Source organism: Rossellomorea sp. FS2 (genome assembly GCF_047915635.1).
In the GTDB taxonomy this organism is placed as follows: Bacteria; Bacillota; Bacilli; order Bacillales; family Bacillaceae_B; genus Rossellomorea; species Rossellomorea marisflavi_A.
Window position 1 is genome coordinate 38,068 of record NZ_JBLRVS010000006.1, and the last position, 16,504, is coordinate 54,571.

Sequence of the window (16,504 nt, forward strand, 5' to 3'; positions counted from 1 at the left end):
CCCAACGGCCTACAAGAAAGTTTAACGTCACTATTTTACTGGAAGTATTCTGACAAATTCCTGTTTGTGGAGGGGGACAATCTTGATCTAGTTCTATTGAATCTGATCTAAGGACCTATTTGAGGGTAGAGGGTAGACGGATTGGTAGTTCTATACTTACAGACAAAATCCGACAAGCTTCTGCGAGGAATTGACGGAGGTGCATCTTGATGGTAAGGATAATAAAGGGAAAAATGGTTATATGCTGACGGATATAAGTACCTTCATCCCCTTTATTTTTTCTTTTCAATTGTAAGATGATTGAAGAAATAGAAAAACGGGTAAATGGAAATCTGTTGAGATAATGACAGGATATGGATATTTACATGGATGAAGTTCCGACAGTGCGATTGATGGAATGGGTTCATTATTTCCGAAGTCCTAAGCATTTTCCACATCAAAAACCCAATATAGAAAGGAAACAAACGATGCAAACTGCAGCAGACCCACAACAACCAATGCAAGAAACAAAACCAGTGAATCCATGGCTCACCATCTGGGTGAAGCCAAGAACGACCATCCGCTATATTCTTAATCATAAGTTTCTCGGTTTCGCCTTTTTACTCTCTATCCTGGCTGGAATCGGCAATACGCTCGATCAAGCATCGTCTAGAGATGTCCTTGATAATATGGATCTTGGTTTACCTTTATTCCTTCTTGGGGCGGTGATTTTCGGAGCCATCACTGGTATTATTGGCTGGGTCCTGACCTCCCTGGTTGCGTGGGGGGTAGGAAAGATTTTCAAAGGGACGGCCACCTACAAGGAAATGCTCCTGGCGACAGCATGGGCGAACATTCCGATAATCATCGCGCTTGTTCTTTGGGTGCCGGACCTGATGGTCATGGGCGAAGGCGCATTTCAATCTGATTATGTGGTCGGTTCTTTCATAGGAGCGGTATACATCTTTTTCTCGGTATTCGTTCAAATTGTCCTTGCGGGCTGGTACTTCTTTATCTTAATTAAAGCTGTTTCTGAAGCTCACCGGTTCTCATCATGGCTTGGCCTCTGCACGCTCTTGATTCCGGGTGCCTTGCTGACTATTTTATTTATTCCAATTCTCTTGTTGGCTATGTTTTAAGAGATTCATCAACACCCCGACTCCTGCTACAGGAGAGGGGTGTTTTTAGATTGGTTACCCTTTCTTGGGGAAATACAGTGGGTGGGTGGAGGCTTTGTCACCATCGCCTTGGTACCCTATCAGAAGGGTTTCATCCAGCTTCAGAAAGGGAAATATGAGGAAAATGAGTTTTTCTATTCGGCTTTTGTCGATTTATTGGTTAAAATAGAAAGGATGGCAACAACTCAAAGGAGAGAAATTTCATGACGATGCAGTATGCAGATGACAGTTTGGCTTTACATACAGACTTGTATCAAATCAATATGACGAAAGCGTATTGGGACGATAATTTTCATAATCGAAAGGCTGTTTTTGAAGTCTTCTTTCGAAAGCTGCCTTTTGGCAATGGATATGCGGTCTTCGCGGGACTTGAGAGAATCATTGAGTTCGTGAAGAAATTCCGGTTCTCGGATAGCGATATCGAATATTTGAGGGAGCTTGGGTATGAAGAGGAGTTCCTACAGTACTTGAAGGAGATGCGATTCACGGGGACGATCCGTTCCATGGAGGAAGGGGAGATTTCCTTTGGGAATGTGCCGCTCCTTCGCGTGGAGGCACCGCTTGGTCAGGCGCAGCTGTTGGAAACCGCGCTTCTTAATATCGTGAACTATCAGACCTTGATCGCTACGAAGGCAAACCGGATCAAACAGGTGGTCCAGGATGAGGTGGTCATGGAGTTCGGCACCCGTCGTGCCCATGAACTTGATGCCGCCATCTGGGGGACGCGTGCCGCTTACATCGGTGGTTTCGATGCGACGAGCAATGTACGGGCCGGGAAGATCTTCGGCATGCCGGTGTCGGGTACACACGCCCATGCCATGGTGCAGGCTTACCGCGATGAGTACACGGCTTTCCACAAATATGCAGAGAGCCACAAGGACTGTGTATTCCTAGTGGATACGTACGATACCCTTCGTTCCGGAGTTCCAACGGCCATCAAGGTGGCGAAGGAGCTCGGCGATAAGATCAATTTCAAAGGGATCCGCCTCGACAGCGGAGACATGGCGTACCAGTCCAAGAAGGCGCGCAAGATGCTCGATGATGCCGGGTTCCCGGAAACGAAGATCATTGCGTCGAACGACCTCGATGAGTATACGATCATGAACCTGAAGGCACAGGGGGCCCTGATCGACGTATGGGGGATCGGGACGAAGCTCATCACGGCTTATGACCAGCCTGCCCTCGGTGCAGTCTACAAGCTCGTGTCCATCGAAGGGGAAGACGGCAACATGCAGGATACCATCAAGATCTCGAGCAATGCGGAGAAGGTATCCACGCCTGGCAAGAAACGCGTGTACCGCATCATCAACTCGATCAATCACAAGTCTGAAGGGGAGTACATCGCCCTTGAGCACGAGAAGCCTCAGGAAGAAGAGCGCCTGAAGATGTTCCACCCTGTGCATACGTACATCAGCAAGTTCGTCACGAACTTCGAGGCGCGGGAGCTGCATGTGGATGTATTCAAGGATGGGGAGCTTGTGTATGAAACACCGTCCCTCGACAGGATCCGTACCTTTGTGAATGAAAACCTGGAATTGCTGTGGGATGAATACAAGCGTGCCATGAATCCGGAAGGGTACCCGGTCGATCTCAGTGATGAATGCTGGTCCAATAAGATGGAACTCATCCATGAAGTCAAAGCGTCGGTCAAAGAAAAATCAGTTGATATCAAGTAAGTTTCGTTGTTTGAGGGCATCATAAAAAGGTATACTTATGATGTAATAAAACCTAACATGGAGTGTGAATGATGGATTCTCTTCAAAAACAAATCGTAGAAGAAATGATGGTTTCACCGGAGATTGATCCCAAGGAAGAAATTCGACGCAGTGTCGATTTCATGAAATCGTATCTTAAGAAGAACTCGTTCCTCAAGAGCCTCGTTCTTGGCATTTCGGGAGGTCAGGATTCCACTCTCCTCGGGAAGCTCGCTTCGATTGCCATCACGGAACTGAACGAAGAAGCCGGTTCAAATGAATATGCGTTTTACGCCATCCGCCTGCCATATGGGGAGCAGGGCGACGCCCAGGATGCCATTGACGCCGTCAAGTTCATCGACCCGACGGATCCGTTGACCGTCAATATTAAAGCGGCCGTGGACGCAAGTGTCCAGACCCTGAAGGAAAGCGGCATCGAGATGTCGGATTTCGTGAAAGGGAATGAAAAGGCCCGTGAGCGCATGAAGGTTCAATTCGCTGTCGCTGCCGTGAAGAAGGGTGTAGTCCTCGGAACGGATCATTCTGCCGAAGCGGTGACTGGATTTTATACGAAGTTCGGGGACGGGGCCGCAGATCTTGTACCTCTATTCCGTTTGAATAAACGTCAAGGTCGCAAGCTTCTTGAAGAGCTCGGATGTCCGGAACATCTCTATACGAAGAAGCCGACTGCAGATCTTGAGGAAGATCGCCCGGCTCTTGCTGATGAAGAAGCGCTTGGTGTCACCTATGAACAGCTGGATGACTATCTTGAAGGAAAAAAAGTTCCAGCTGACGCAAAGAAGGCGATTGAGTCCCACTACTTGAAGACCCAACACAAACGCCATCTGCCGATCACTGTATTCGATGATTTTTGGAAATAAGAAAAAAGCCGGTCCAGACGAATCTGGATCGGCTTTTTTTATGGCAACAGTAGGATTTTTCCTGTGCTTTTGCGGCTTTCAAGATATTCATGGGCTTTCCTGCCTTCGCTCAAATGGAAGGTCGTCGGTTCAGACAGGGTGATGGAACCGTCTGTGATCCATTGGAACAATTCGGCGGAACGTTCCACCCGCTCTTCATGTGAGGTGAGGACATTCCATAGGTCGCCGCCCGTCAATGTTTTGGACGTATCCATGAGCATGCGGGGATCGATCGGCTCCGGGTCGCCACCTGCCATGCCGAAGAATACGACGGTCCCCCCTGTACGTGTGGCCTGGAAGCTGTCGCTCAGTGTGGACCCGACGGATTCATAGGCAACATCGACACCTGCAGGATAGACCTCCTTGACCTTTGCTACCCAATCCTCATCGTATAGGAAGACGTGATCAGCGCCGATGGCTTTGGCCACTTCTGCCTTCTCCTTGGTCGATGTCAGGCCGATCACATGTCCGCCTAGGGACTTGATGATCTGTACGAGCAATTGACCGACACCACCCGAGGCTGCGTGGACCAAGGCGTGGTCACCGTCTTTGATGGAGTAGCTGTCCTTGGTCAAATAGTGTGCGGTCAGTCCCTGTAGAAGGAGGGAAGCGGCCGTTTCAAAAGAGATAGCTTCTGGTACAGGGATGACTTTATCATGTGGAACGGCTACGAGCTCTGCGTTCGCATAGGGAACGTCGGCAAAAGCAATCCGGTCACCGATGTTCACGTCCTTTACATCCTCCCCGACCTTCTCGACGATGCCTGCCCCTTCATAGCCCAAGATGTAAGGTGGATTCCCGGATAGATGATAGTTTCCTTTTCTCCGGTAGACATCCGCGAAGTTGAGGCCGACAGCCTTCATCCTCACAAGTACCTCATTGCTGGCTAGAGTCGGTTCCGGAATATCTTGATACGACAGGACTTCAGGGCCTCCGAATCGTTCGAATACAAGTGCTTTCATAGGATTACCTCATTTTCAAAAGATTGGCGCAGGTGATCAGCGCCGGTTTTATCATTATAATCCTTTTCCCCTTAACGACAAACTCGCAAAATCAGGAAGGAAATTTTAGTAGAATCTGCTCTCTGCCTCCCCTGCAATAAACAATTAATGGTAATATGGATGGATAGTAAGAGCTGGACGCCCTTATAAACGGGAAACGTCCAGAAGGGTTTTCTGGATTTTAATCGAAAGTAAGTAGTAAGAAGTTAAACAAACGTTTGAACAAGACAGGAGCCTTGCGATAGAGAGCATAAATAGCAGGCTGTATGTATTGAAATAAGAAAGGGAAGGGGATAGTCAGATGGCAGAGCAATCATTGAATCCCAAAGTGGAAGGGGTTATACAAAATATTGAGAAGGTCATGATCGGAAAACGTGAAGTGGCCGAGCTGAGCGTGGTGTCCCTGCTTGCCGGGGGGCATGTGCTGCTCGAAGATGTACCGGGTGTGGGGAAGACGATGATGGTGAAGGCGCTGGCCAAGTCGGTGGGGGCGGATTTCAAACGGATCCAGTTCACCCCAGACCTCCTGCCTTCCGATGTCATCGGGGTGTCGATCTACAATCCTAAAGAAATGGAGTTCACCTTCAGACCGGGTCCGATCATGGGGAATATCATTCTGGCAGATGAAATCAACCGGACATCACCCAAAACCCAGTCGGCACTCCTTGAGGGGATGGAAGAGAGCAGCGTGACCATCGACGGAATGACAAGGAAGCTCGATAAACCATTCTTTGTCATGGCAACTCAGAACCCGATCGAATATGAAGGGACTTATCCCCTGCCGGAAGCCCAGCTGGACCGATTCCTTCTGAAAATGAAAATGGGCTATCCGGAACCTGAAGAAGAGATGGAGGTGCTCAACCGGGCGCAAAAGAACCCTCCCATCGAAGACCTGGTCCCGGCCATCACCCTTGCGGAACTGATTCAACTCCAAGAAGAAGTGAAAGATATATTCGTTGACGATACGATCAAGAAATACATTGTCGATATCGCCCACCGGACGAGGATCCATGCCAACGTCTATCTCGGGGCAAGTCCCCGTGGGTCCATCGCCCTCATGAAAGCCTGTCAGGCATATGCCTTCCTTAGGGGGCGGAGTTATGTGGTGCCGGATGATGTTCAGTTTTTGGCACCGTTCGTCTTCTCGCATCGGATCATCATGAAGTCCGAGGCGAAGTATGAAGGGGTCACCCCGGAAGACGTGGTGGAAAGGGTCATCGCCAGGATGCCTGTCCCTGTTCAAAGGCTTGTGAGGTAGATGAGGATGAAGCAACTGTTTCACACACTGTGGAAAATTGTTTTACTCCTGCTCTTCCTGGCAGCATCTTTTTCTTTTGCCATGTTTCAGGGGGGATTCGTCAGCTGGTTCCTTTTCTACAGCTTTCTCCCTTTTGCGGCCTATTCCATCATCGTATTCTTTTATCCCCTCCGTCTATTCAGTGTGGAGCGCGCGTTTGAATCCAATGAGCTGAAGGCAGGGGATGAACTGAAGGTCACAATGACCATCAGGAGATCGGTGCCGTTTCCGCTCTATTATGTGGTGATGGAGGACCAGGGCTCTGAGCTGCTGGCTTCCCCTCTCGGCTGGAAGCGGAAGACTGTTGTCCACCCGGGCTGGAGGCGTTCAGTCTCCTACACATATACAATCGACCATCTTCCAAGGGGGGAGCATACCTTCTCCGCCCTGAGGGTGAAAACCGGGGATTTTTTCGGCATTTTCGAAAAGGAAGCGCTCATTCCTTGTGAAGATACGCTCCTCGTTTATCCCGGAGTGGTTGACGTCCCTTATCGGTCCCTTGAGAACCGGTACGATCAGGGGATGACGAGCTCCAATGTGAAAATCCAGAAGGATACGACGATGGCGACGGGTGTGAGGGGATATCAGCCGGGCGACCGCTTTTCCTGGATCCACTGGAAATCATTTGCCCGTACGAATGAGCTGATGACGAAGGAGTTCGAGGAGCGTCAATCCCATGATGTCCTCGTTGTCCTCGATCGGGAGGACTCGGCGGCCTTTGAACCGATGGTGACTTTCACCGCCTCCATCCTTCACTCCATTTCCCGCAAAGGGGCACAAGTCGGTCTGTTATCCCACGGTGTGGAGCGCGCATTCTTTCCCATCAGGGGTGGGGAGGGACCGCAAAGTCAGATGCAGCATCATTTAGCGAAGGTCATGCCCGACAGTCCCGAGCGGCTGGAACGCATGCTGAAGGGCGACCGTCTTCATAATGCCCAATCGGCTGCCGTCATCTTCGTCACGTCCACCATTTCAAAAGAAAAGATCCTGGCGATCAATGAGTATGTGAAGCAAAGCGGATCGATCCTGCTCTTCCTGATCAAAAGGGAAGGGGAGCCCGTGTCCCAGGAAGACAGGGCGCTCACTGCCTTTGCTTCGTCACGGGGCGTGTCCATGAGGATCTTATATGAACCGGAGTTTTCTTCGGCCTTTGCGGAGGTGAAGAGAGCATGAAGAATCAAACGCATCACCTGATCAATATCATCATCTACGGGTTGGGATTCCTTCTTCTATGGGAATGGTTGCGACCGGTAGGGGCCATTACCGATACAGGGAGTGTCACGGCTTTCGTCCTCTTCATCGCCATGGCATTTATTCTGTCGTACTTCCGGATCCACTTTTTAATCTCGGGCGCAGTGAAACTGCTTTATATGGTCGTTGCCTTGAAGATCTGGTACTTTCCCGGATCCCTGCTCGATCTGAGCTGGGTGCAGGAGATGTTCGGGGAGATCGGTTATAACACGGGCATGATGTTCGGTCGGGAATGGGGGAGCCTGACCTATATGTATCAAAGCCTGCTGTTTTTCATCCTCCTCTGGCTCATGACCTACCTGCTTCACTATTGGCTCATGGTAAGAAGGAGCATCCTGCTGTTTTACTTCATGACCATCACCTACATCTGCGTCATCGATACCTATACAGAGTATGACGGGAAAATGTCGATCCTCCGGGCGGTGATCATCGGCTTCGTCCTTATGGGGATGCTCGCCCTTGAACGTCTCGTGAAGCGGGAGGGGCTCGCCTTATTCCGGATCAACCGCAGGAAATGGATGGTGCCTCTCGTCATCCTACTTGGATTCAGTTCCGTCCTTGCACTCGCCGCACCGAAGGCCGCTCCGATCTGGCCGGATCCGATCCCGTATCTGCAGTCTTTCTCTGCAAACGGACCGGGCACCGGCGGCGGTGGCAACAGCAAGGCAGGGTATGATCCCGACGACAGTCGACTGGGTGGTCCGTTCGAAGCAGATCCGTCTGTCGTCTTCACGGCAGAGGTGACAGATGAACACTATTGGAAGATCGAAACGAAGGACTTCTACACGGGGAAGGGGTGGGAGCAGTCCCGTCCTGAGGATGAAGGGGAAGAAATGAACTTCCAGGCGGAAGAGCTTGTCCCGATCTCGGATGATGCAAACCGCGACAAGAAAGAAGACCCTCAAACCGAGAGGGTCATGATGGCTTCCACCTATTCGCACATCCTCTATCCTTATGGGCTTGAGAAGATCATTCTGGACTGGAACGGCTACTTTTCATTAAATCCCGTCAGTGAAAAGATCACCAGTCGGGAGGAAAATGGCTCTGACATTGAACTTAATCAGTACCAGGTATCATACCATCCGGCCTCTTATTCCCTAAAGAAGATGAAGGGGACAGTGGATGGAGACATTGATTCCGAAGGCTTCCTCGATCGGTATACGCAGCTCCCGGAAAATCTGCCGGAACGGGTATCCCTGCTCGCTGAGGAGATCACCAAGGACAAAGACAACTGGTACGATAAAGTGAAAGCGATCGAGCGGTACTTCGGGCAGAATGGTTTTGTCTATGATCAACAGGATGTGGCGGTCCCCGGGGCGGAACAGGACTACGTCGATCAATTCCTTTTTGAAACCCAGAAGGGATATTGTGATAATTTCTCCACCTCCATGGTGACTATGACCCGCTCCCTCGGGATCCCTGCCAGGTGGGTGAAGGGATACACAGAAGGCACATTCAGCAAGCAGATCGATAAGGACTATCAGCTGTATGAGGTCACCAATGACAATGCCCATTCCTGGGTGGAAGTGTTTTTCCCTGATGTGGGATGGGTCCCATTCGAGCCTACGGTCGGCTTCAGCAACAATGTCCGCTACGCCTATGATCTCGAGCTCGATGACTCTGATGGGGAAGAAACTCCTGAAGAGGATAAAGAAGAAACGTCTGCACCCGAGAGCCAGCAACAACAGCCGCCGCCGGACTTGGCGAATGAAGATTCCAGCGGGGTGGACGGGGCCCAGTCCTTTCTTCAGGAGCATGTGGGCAAATTTCTCTTCGGATTGATTGCGATCGTCCTTCTGATCGGAGTTGCGTTCTACTTGAGAAGAAGATGGATTCCGTATCTCTATATCCTGTACTACAGGACCCAGAAATCCGAGTCGGCTTTCCCGAGAGCCTATCTCGCCCTGGTGAAACAGCTGGGCAGGCATGGGGTAAAAATGGAGGATGGTCAAACCCTCAGAAGCTACTCCCACTATGTGGATACTCATTTCGGCACCTATGAAATGACGAGCCTGACCAATAATTATGAGCGGCTGCTCTATGGGCGGGACCTCTCCACGGAAGAGTGGGTCAAGCTAAGGGAATTGTGGGAAAATTTAATTAAAAAGACAACCGGTTGACCGTCTTGCAAACAAAGTATAAAATGATGACAAAATCATAATAAGTTCGTTAGCATCCTTCGTATATCCTCGATAATACGGTTCGAAAGTATCTACCCGGTCACCTTAAATGACTGGACTATGAAGGCAGAGTTCTATTTTGGATATTTTTGCACCCAAAAACTAGAATCCTGCCTTTTTTTAAAGGCGGAGTCTAGTTTTTTTGCTTTCATGGAACGCTAACGGATGACGGAGGAGCATGCCTCATCCGGGCTCGATCGATAACTACTAATGAGGTGAACTGAATGCTTGGTAAAGAAGAATTGCACAATCAGGAAATGATCGTCGTACTCGACTTTGGAAGTCAGTACAACCAGTTGATTACAAGAAGGATCCGTGAGTTCGGTGTGTATAGTGAACTCCATCCCCATACAATCACAGTGGAAGAAATCAAGGAAATCAATCCGACGGGAATCATCTTCTCCGGCGGACCGAACAGCGTTTACGGTGATGGTGCCCTTCGTTGTGACGAGCGTATCTTTGACCTTGATATCCCGATCCTCGGCATCTGCTACGGCATGCAGCTCATGACGATGCACTTCGGCGGGAAAGTGGAAAGGGCCAAGCACCGTGAGTATGGGAAAGCAGCCATCCAGATCGAACAACCATCCAAGCTGTTTGCCGACCTTGAGGACGAACAGGTTGTATGGATGAGTCACGGCGACCTTGTTGTTGAAGCGCCGGAAGGGTTCGTGGTCAATGCCATCAACCCATCCTGCCCGATTGCTTCCATCAGCAATGAAGAGAAGAATCTTTATGCCGTTCAATTCCACCCGGAAGTAAGACACTCCGTGCACGGAAATGAAATGCTCAAGAACTTCGTCTTCGGTGTATGTGGATGCAAAGGCGACTGGTCCATGGAAAACTTCATCGATATGGAGATCGAGAAGATCCGTCAGACGGTAGGGGACAAAAAAGTCCTTTGTGCACTCAGCGGAGGGGTTGATTCATCCGTTGTAGCCGTACTTATCCATAAGGCGATCGGCGATCAATTGACATGTATCTTCGTTGACCACGGTCTCCTTCGTAAAGGGGAAGCGGACAGCGTCATGAAGACATTCGCTGATGGGTTCGATATGAACGTCATCAAAGTGGATGCGCAGGATCGTTTCCTGAATAAGCTGAAAGGCGTGTCCGATCCGGAACAAAAACGTAAAATCATCGGGAACGAATTCATCTATGTATTCGACGATGAGGCGACGAAACTCGAAGGAATTGAATTCCTTGCGCAAGGAACGCTGTACACAGACATCATTGAAAGTGGGACGGCCACTGCGCAAACGATCAAATCCCATCACAATGTCGGTGGACTTCCGGAAGATATGCAGTTCACGCTGATCGAGCCTATGAACACACTCTTTAAAGATGAAGTGCGTGCCCTTGGAACGGAGCTGGGTATTCCTGATGAAATCGTATGGCGTCAGCCGTTCCCGGGACCGGGTCTTGGAATCCGCGTCCTAGGTGAAATCTCCGAGCAAAAGCTTGAAATCGTCCGCGAATCAGACTATATCCTACGCGATGAAGTAAAGAAAGCCGGACTCGAACGCGACATCTGGCAGTACTTCACGGTCCTTCCTGATATCCGCAGCGTCGGTGTCATGGGGGATGCAAGAACCTATGATTACACGATCGGAATCCGTGCCGTGACTTCCATCGACGGCATGACTTCGGACTGGGCGAGAATCCCTTGGGACGTGTTGGAGAAAATCTCCACGCGAATCGTCAATGAGGTCGATCACATCAACCGCGTCGTGTATGACATCACGAGCAAGCCACCAGCCACGATCGAGTGGGAATAACGAATTATAAAACCCCTGCCTAGGCAGGGGTTTTATTATGATGGCGAACATTATTAAAATAATTGTCGTTAATGTTCGTATTTTCGTTGACGCATGGCAGTTCAATTGGTACAATAGTACTGTAATCATCATTATATTAAATAAACTATTACGTCGTATAATTTCGGGAATAAGGCCCGAGCGTTTCTACCAAGCTACCGTAAATGGCTTGACTACGAGGTGATTGATGGGACCTTTCTGTCGGACCCATCCGTTATCTATATAGTCAAAAGCCCTGAATCGGTCGATTCAGGGCTTTTGATGTCGAAATGGCATACGACGGCTCTATAGGAGGAGTCTGAGTGAAGAATTATTTCCAGTTTGACCAGTTAGGAACGAATTATAAGAGGGAGTTCATCGGCGGGCTGACCACATTCCTGTCCATGGCCTATATCCTCATCGTCAATCCATTGACGTTGACGCTTCAATCAGTGCCCGATCTTCCGGATGCACTGCGTATGGACCAAGGTGCGGTCTTCGTTGCAACGGCTCTTGCCGCTGCAGTCGGTTCCCTCGTCATGGGACTCCTGGCCAAGTATCCCATAGCCCTTGCCCCGGGTATGGGGTTGAATGCTTTCTTTGCCTATAGTGTTGTGTTGACCATGGGGATCCCTTGGCAAACGGCCCTTACAGGCGTTCTATTCTCCGGATTGATCTTCATGGTACTGACATTATCGGGTATCCGCGAAACGATCATCAACTCCATTCCCGCCGAGCTGAAGCTTGCAGTAGGAGCGGGGATCGGCTTGTTCATCACCTTCGTCGGTTTCCAAAATTCCGGGATCATCGTTAAGGACGATGCGGTTCTTGTAGGACTTGGTAATCTGGCGAGCGGTCCGACACTTCTTGCAGTATTCGGTATCATCATAACAGTTATCCTTATGACCAGAGGTGTAAACGGAGCGATCTTCATCGGGATGGTCGTGACAGCGATCGTCGGGATGATCGTCGGCTTGATTGATAAACCTGACGCGATCGTGAGTGCTGCCCCGAGCCTGGAGCCAACATTCGGTGCGGCTCTCGGTCCGATCTTCAATGACCCTGGTACGTTATTCACGCTTCAAATGCTCACCGTCATCCTGACCTTCCTGTTCGTTGATTTCTTCGATACAGCCGGAACCCTTCTGGCTGTAGCCAATCAGGCTGGACTGACAAAAGACAATAAACTCCCGCGTGCGGGTAAAGCATTGTTCGCAGACTCATGTGCAACCGTCTTTGGAGCGATTCTCGGAACATCCACAACGACTTCTTATATCGAGTCTTCTGCAGGGGTAGCGGCAGGAGCGAGAACAGGGTTCGCGTCGGTTGTCACAGGTCTCCTGTTCGTTCTCTCGATCTTCTTCTTCCCGCTTCTCGGCGTCATCACCGCGCCTGTGACGGCACCGGCCCTTATCATTGTGGGAGTGCTCATGGTATCTGCCATCGGGGATATCGACTGGAAGAAGTTCGAAATTGCTGTACCGGCATTCCTGACGATCATCGCCATGCCGCTGACTTACAGTATTGCTACAGGGATCGCCATCGGCTTCGTCTTCTATCCGATCACCATGATCGTGAAAGGTCGTGCGAGGGAGATTCACCCGATTATGTACCTCCTGTTCCTCGTCTTCATCCTGTACTTCATTTTCTTGGCATAAGGCCCAACACCGACCCTAAAAAGGTCGGTGTTTTTTATGATCATGAATGAATGCGCATCCATGAAAGGGCGGGTTTCCCACTGTTGGGAGAAAAAGTTGCAGACAGGGTAATTGAAAAAACTAGCAGGTTTCGTTAGAATCAGGGAACGAGCAACAGGCGGAAATGATGGGGAGAAATGACGATGTCGATCTTGAACGTGAAGAAAGTACTGAATAATAATGTATTGATCGCCGAGCATACCGCGTACGGGGAAGTGGTCCTGATCGGCAAAGGGATCGGATTCAACCGGAAGAAGGGGGATCCCATACAGAATGATATTGCCGAGAAGATGTTCGTTCTGAAGGGGGAAAAGGAGCAGGAGCAATATAAGAATCTCCTCCCTTTCCTGAATGATGACATGTCGAGTATCATCATTTCGGCGATTGAACTGATACGGGAGAGGACCAATTCCTTCTTGAATGAGCATATCCATATTGCTCTCACCGACCATATCCTTTTTGCCATCAACCGCCTTATGAGGGGTATGGAGATCCGCAATCCGTTCCTCGTGGAGACGAGGACGCTGTACCCATTCGAATATGAAGTCGCCAGGGAAGTGGTTGAACTGATCAATGATCACACGGAAGTCAACTTGCCTGAAGGGGAGATCGGCTTCATCGCCCTTCATATACACAGCGCGATGATGAATAAAGATCTGTCAGAAATCAACCAGCATTCTCAGCTGATTGCACGGTTGACCGGCATGATCGAACAGCAGCTCGAAGTGAATATCGATAGGGACAGCATCGATTACGTGAGGCTCGTCCGCCATATCCGGTATACCATTGAAAGGGTTTTACGGGGTGAGCGAGTAGAAGAACCAGAAAAGATTGCAAACCTATTGAAAGAAGAATATCCACTCTGCTATAATCTATCTTGGAAGCTGATCAAGATGATGCAGCAAACATTGAAGAAACCAGTATATGATGCAGAAGCGGTCTATCTGACGATGCACCTGCAGCGTATTCAAAGTAAAGTGAAATAGTCATTTATCTTACGTGTAACTGATTCGATCAGGCATGAGTGAAGAAGATGATTGAAACGCCTATTTTGGGGTAGTCTATCCCTATGCGTTTCAGTGTCCTCTTTCCTCATGCCTTTTTTGTTTGCATCCATCATCTCGTTCATTCTAAAAACTAACTAAATGGAGGAACCTTTTATGTTTAAAAAGGCTTTCGGGGTTTTACAAAAAGTCGGTAAAGCATTGATGCTTCCGGTCGCAATCCTACCGGCTGCAGGTCTCTTGCTTGCTTTTGGTAACGCTCTCCAAAACCCGACACTTTTAGATATCGCGCCATTCTTGAGTAATGGCGGAGTTGAAACCGTTGCCGGCGTCATGGAAAAAGCAGGGGGAATCATCTTTGATAACCTGCCGCTTCTATTCGCTGTCGGTGTCGCCATAGGACTCGCGGGAGGGGACGGGGTAGCAGGTCTTGCCGCTATCGTCGGATTCCTGATCATGAACGCGACCATGGGAACAGTAGAAGGACTTGAAATCAAAGACGTGACCGGAGACAATGTCGATCCGGCCAATGCCTTGGTTCTTGGAATCCCTACGTTGCAAACCGGGGTCTTCGGGGGGATCATCGTCGGGATCATAGCTGCCACGATGTACAATCGATTCTTTAAAATCGAGCTCCCTTCCTATCTCGGATTCTTCGCAGGTAAACGTTTCGTTCCGATCGCCACTGCAGTATCATCGGTCATCCTTGGATTGATCATGTTGGTAGTGTGGCCGCCGGTACAAGATGGACTCAATGCATTCTCGAACTTCATGCTTGGTGAAAACCGCGCATTCGCCGCTTTCATATTCGGTGTGATCGAGCGTGCACTCATTCCATTCGGCCTTCACCATATCTTCTATTCACCATTCTGGTTCGAATTCGGATCTTACACTTCTGCAGCAGGAGATGTGGTCCGCGGGGATCAGGCCATCTTCATGAAGCAGATTCAGGATGGCGTGCAGGATCTTACTGCCGGTACCTTCATGACAGGTAAATTCCCGTTCATGATGTTCGGTCTTCCGGCTGCAGCCCTTGCCATCTATCATGAAGCGCGCCCAGAGCGTAAAGCAGTAGTGGCAGGAATCATGGGTTCTGCTGCCCTGACATCTTTCTTGACAGGGATCACAGAACCACTTGAATTCTCATTCTTATTCGTAGCACCTGTCCTGTTCGGTATCCATACGATCTTTGCCGGACTTTCCTTCCTGACCATGCATTTGTTGAATGTAAAAGTCGGGATGACATTCTCGGGTGGATTGATCGATTATGTTCTATTCGGTCTTCTTAACCCGCAAACCAACGCATGGATCATCATTCCGGTCGGATTGGTCTTCGCGCTGATCTACTACTTCGGTTTCCGATTTGCCATCAGGAAGTTCAATCTCATGACTCCAGGTCGTGAAGAAGTAACAGATGAAGACGATGCGCCTGCAGGGACAGCCGACGAACTTCCGTTCAACATCCTGGAAGCAATGGGTGGGCAAGAGAACATCTCTCACCTTGACGCATGTATCACACGTCTTCGCGTACAAGTTAATGATGTGAAGCAAGTCGACAAGAACAGATTGAAAAAACTCGGTGCATCAGGTGTGCTTGAGGTAGGGAACAACATCCAGGCGATCTATGGACCGAAATCAGACGGCATCAAATCCCAGATGCAAGATATCATCAGTGGGAAAACGCCGCGTAAAGTCAAAATCGATACAGATAAAGAAGTGGAACAGCAGGTGGAAGAAGTGAACCCTGAGGCGCTCCGCACGTCTGATGAACAGCGTGCCGAACGATTCGTTGCACCAATCACGGGTGAACTGAAGGACATCACTGAAGTTCCGGATCAGGTATTCTCAGGTAAGATGATGGGTGACGGATTTGCGATCCTTCCGGAAGAAGGAATGATCGTATCACCAGTGGACGGGAAAATCGTCAACGTCTTCCCGACAAAGCACGCCCTTGGAATTGAATCAAAAGGTGGCCGCGAAATCCTCATTCACGTCGGGATCGATACGGTTAAACTTCAAGGGGAAGGATTCGAATCCCTCGTGAAAGAAGGGGACCAGGTAGAAGCCGGTCAGCCACTGTTGAAAGTGGACCTCGATTTCATCAAGGCGAACGCACCTTCCATCATCACACCGATTGTCTTCACCAATCTGAAAGAAGGTCAGCAGGTGACCTTGAAATCCCCAGGTAAAGTGAATCGCAATGATGAGGACATCATCGAAATCGATTGATCTATCTATAGAAGGAAAGGCCTTCCCTTGCACACGGGGAAGGCCTTTTTATATGGATGAAACAAGGGAATCTAGCAATGAAATGATAGAAATGAAATTAATTCTATTAAAAGTATTGACGGGTGCCGATAACCTTGATATACTTTAAAAACCGTCGCAGGAAGACAGCGAATAAACACACTCGAGCGTAACGTTCGAAAAAACAATTCGAAAAAAGTGTTGACAAACACTTAGTCAACCTGGTATGATGGTTAAGTTGCTCCGAACGAGCGGCGAAC

General features: G+C 49.4%; 12 protein-coding genes and 2 riboswitches. Of the genes, 11 read left to right on the plus strand and 1 reads right to left on the minus strand.

The window, feature by feature from the left end:
- Nucleotides 1-365: 365 nt before the first annotated feature.
- The 4 genes from ACNA6I_RS19370 to nadE all read left to right on the plus strand — a co-directional run bounded on the left by ACNA6I_RS19370 (nucleotide 366) and on the right by nadE (nucleotide 3,732).
- Entirely contained in the window at nucleotides 366-1,118 is a 753-nt protein-coding gene (locus ACNA6I_RS19370; protein WP_416313993.1) for a Yip1 family protein, read from the plus strand.
- A gap of 39 nt (nucleotides 1,119-1,157) precedes the next feature.
- A complete protein-coding gene (locus ACNA6I_RS19375) occupies nucleotides 1,158-1,364 on the plus strand; it encodes a hypothetical protein (protein WP_048007660.1) in 207 nt (68 codons plus the stop codon).
- The gene (locus tag ACNA6I_RS19380) at nucleotides 1,361-2,833 is read left to right on the plus strand and encodes a nicotinate phosphoribosyltransferase (RefSeq protein ID WP_048007659.1); all 1,473 of its coding nucleotides are present in this window, start codon (nucleotides 1,361-1,363) and stop codon (nucleotides 2,831-2,833) included. Before ACNA6I_RS19375 ends, ACNA6I_RS19380 begins: the two co-directional genes overlap by 4 nt.
- A gap of 71 nt (nucleotides 2,834-2,904) precedes the next feature.
- Nucleotides 2,905-3,732 (plus strand): ammonia-dependent NAD(+) synthetase, encoded by an 828-nt coding sequence (gene nadE / locus ACNA6I_RS19385; RefSeq protein ID WP_416313998.1) that lies wholly within the window; start codon nucleotides 2,905-2,907, stop codon nucleotides 3,730-3,732.
- A 38-nt stretch (nucleotides 3,733-3,770) separates the two neighbouring features.
- Here nadE and ACNA6I_RS19390 read toward each other — a convergent pair whose 3' ends face one another.
- On the minus strand, nucleotides 3,771-4,733 hold the full coding sequence (locus tag ACNA6I_RS19390) for a quinone oxidoreductase family protein (protein WP_416313994.1): 963 nt from the start codon (nucleotides 4,731-4,733) through the stop codon (nucleotides 3,771-3,773).
- Nucleotides 4,734-5,073: 340 nt separating this feature from the next.
- On the opposite strand from ACNA6I_RS19390, the gene ACNA6I_RS19395 reads away from it, so the two are divergent.
- From ACNA6I_RS19395 to ptsG, 7 genes are all read left to right on the plus strand, one after another.
- Entirely contained in the window at nucleotides 5,074-6,030 is a 957-nt protein-coding gene (locus ACNA6I_RS19395; protein ID WP_148796264.1) for an AAA family ATPase, read from the plus strand.
- A 6-nt stretch (nucleotides 6,031-6,036) separates the two neighbouring features.
- Nucleotides 6,037-7,242 carry a DUF58 domain-containing protein gene (locus ACNA6I_RS19400; protein ID WP_048016162.1) on the plus strand — a complete coding sequence of 402 codons (1,206 nt, stop codon included), beginning with the start codon at nucleotides 6,037-6,039 and terminating at the stop codon, nucleotides 7,240-7,242.
- Nucleotides 7,239-9,440, plus strand: a complete 2,202-nt coding sequence (locus tag ACNA6I_RS19405; protein ID WP_416313995.1) for a transglutaminase TgpA family protein — start codon at nucleotides 7,239-7,241, stop codon at nucleotides 9,438-9,440. The genes ACNA6I_RS19400 and ACNA6I_RS19405 overlap by 4 nt, the downstream gene beginning before the upstream one ends.
- Nucleotides 9,441-9,479: 39 nt before the next feature.
- Nucleotides 9,480-9,581, plus strand: a riboswitch (purine riboswitch).
- Between the two features lie 143 nt (nucleotides 9,582-9,724).
- Nucleotides 9,725-11,278: a glutamine-hydrolyzing GMP synthase gene (gene guaA, locus ACNA6I_RS19410; protein WP_048013518.1), complete on the plus strand. Its 1,554-nt coding sequence runs from the start codon at nucleotides 9,725-9,727 to the stop codon at nucleotides 11,276-11,278.
- A 133-nt stretch (nucleotides 11,279-11,411) separates the two neighbouring features.
- Nucleotides 11,412-11,513, plus strand: a riboswitch (purine riboswitch).
- A 106-nt stretch (nucleotides 11,514-11,619) separates the two neighbouring features.
- Nucleotides 11,620-12,954, plus strand: a complete 1,335-nt coding sequence (locus ACNA6I_RS19415) for an NCS2 family permease (RefSeq protein ID WP_048007653.1) — start codon at nucleotides 11,620-11,622, stop codon at nucleotides 12,952-12,954.
- A gap of 182 nt (nucleotides 12,955-13,136) precedes the next feature.
- Nucleotides 13,137-13,979, plus strand: a complete 843-nt coding sequence (glcT, locus tag ACNA6I_RS19420; RefSeq protein WP_048007652.1) for a glucose PTS transporter transcription antiterminator GlcT — start codon at nucleotides 13,137-13,139, stop codon at nucleotides 13,977-13,979.
- 174 nt (nucleotides 13,980-14,153) lie between these two features.
- A complete protein-coding gene (gene ptsG, locus ACNA6I_RS19425) occupies nucleotides 14,154-16,226 on the plus strand; it encodes a glucose-specific PTS transporter subunit IIBC (RefSeq protein ID WP_048007651.1) in 2,073 nt (690 codons plus the stop codon).
- Nucleotides 16,227-16,504 lie beyond the last annotated feature (278 nt).

Excerpts from the sequence above, each read along its gene's own strand:
- ACNA6I_RS19370 (WP_416313993.1), top strand. The coding sequence starts at position 366 with ATGGATGAAGTTCCGACAGTGCGATTGATGGAATGGGTTCATTATTTC.
- ACNA6I_RS19380 (WP_048007659.1), top strand. The coding sequence starts at position 1,361 with ATGACGATGCAGTATGCAGATGACAGTTTGGCTTTACATACAGACTTG.
- nadE (WP_416313998.1), top strand. The coding sequence starts at position 2,905 with ATGGATTCTCTTCAAAAACAAATCGTAGAAGAAATGATGGTTTCACCG.
- ACNA6I_RS19390 (WP_416313994.1), bottom strand. The coding sequence starts at position 4,733 with ATGAAAGCACTTGTATTCGAACGATTCGGAGGCCCTGAAGTCCTGTCG.
- ACNA6I_RS19395 (WP_148796264.1), top strand. The coding sequence starts at position 5,074 with ATGGCAGAGCAATCATTGAATCCCAAAGTGGAAGGGGTTATACAAAAT.
- ACNA6I_RS19400 (WP_048016162.1), top strand. The coding sequence starts at position 6,037 with ATGAAGCAACTGTTTCACACACTGTGGAAAATTGTTTTACTCCTGCTC.
- ACNA6I_RS19405 (WP_416313995.1), top strand. The coding sequence starts at position 7,239 with ATGAAGAATCAAACGCATCACCTGATCAATATCATCATCTACGGGTTG.
- guaA (WP_048013518.1), top strand. The coding sequence starts at position 9,725 with ATGCTTGGTAAAGAAGAATTGCACAATCAGGAAATGATCGTCGTACTC.
- glcT (WP_048007652.1), top strand. The coding sequence starts at position 13,137 with ATGTCGATCTTGAACGTGAAGAAAGTACTGAATAATAATGTATTGATC.
- ptsG (WP_048007651.1), top strand. The coding sequence starts at position 14,154 with ATGTTTAAAAAGGCTTTCGGGGTTTTACAAAAAGTCGGTAAAGCATTG.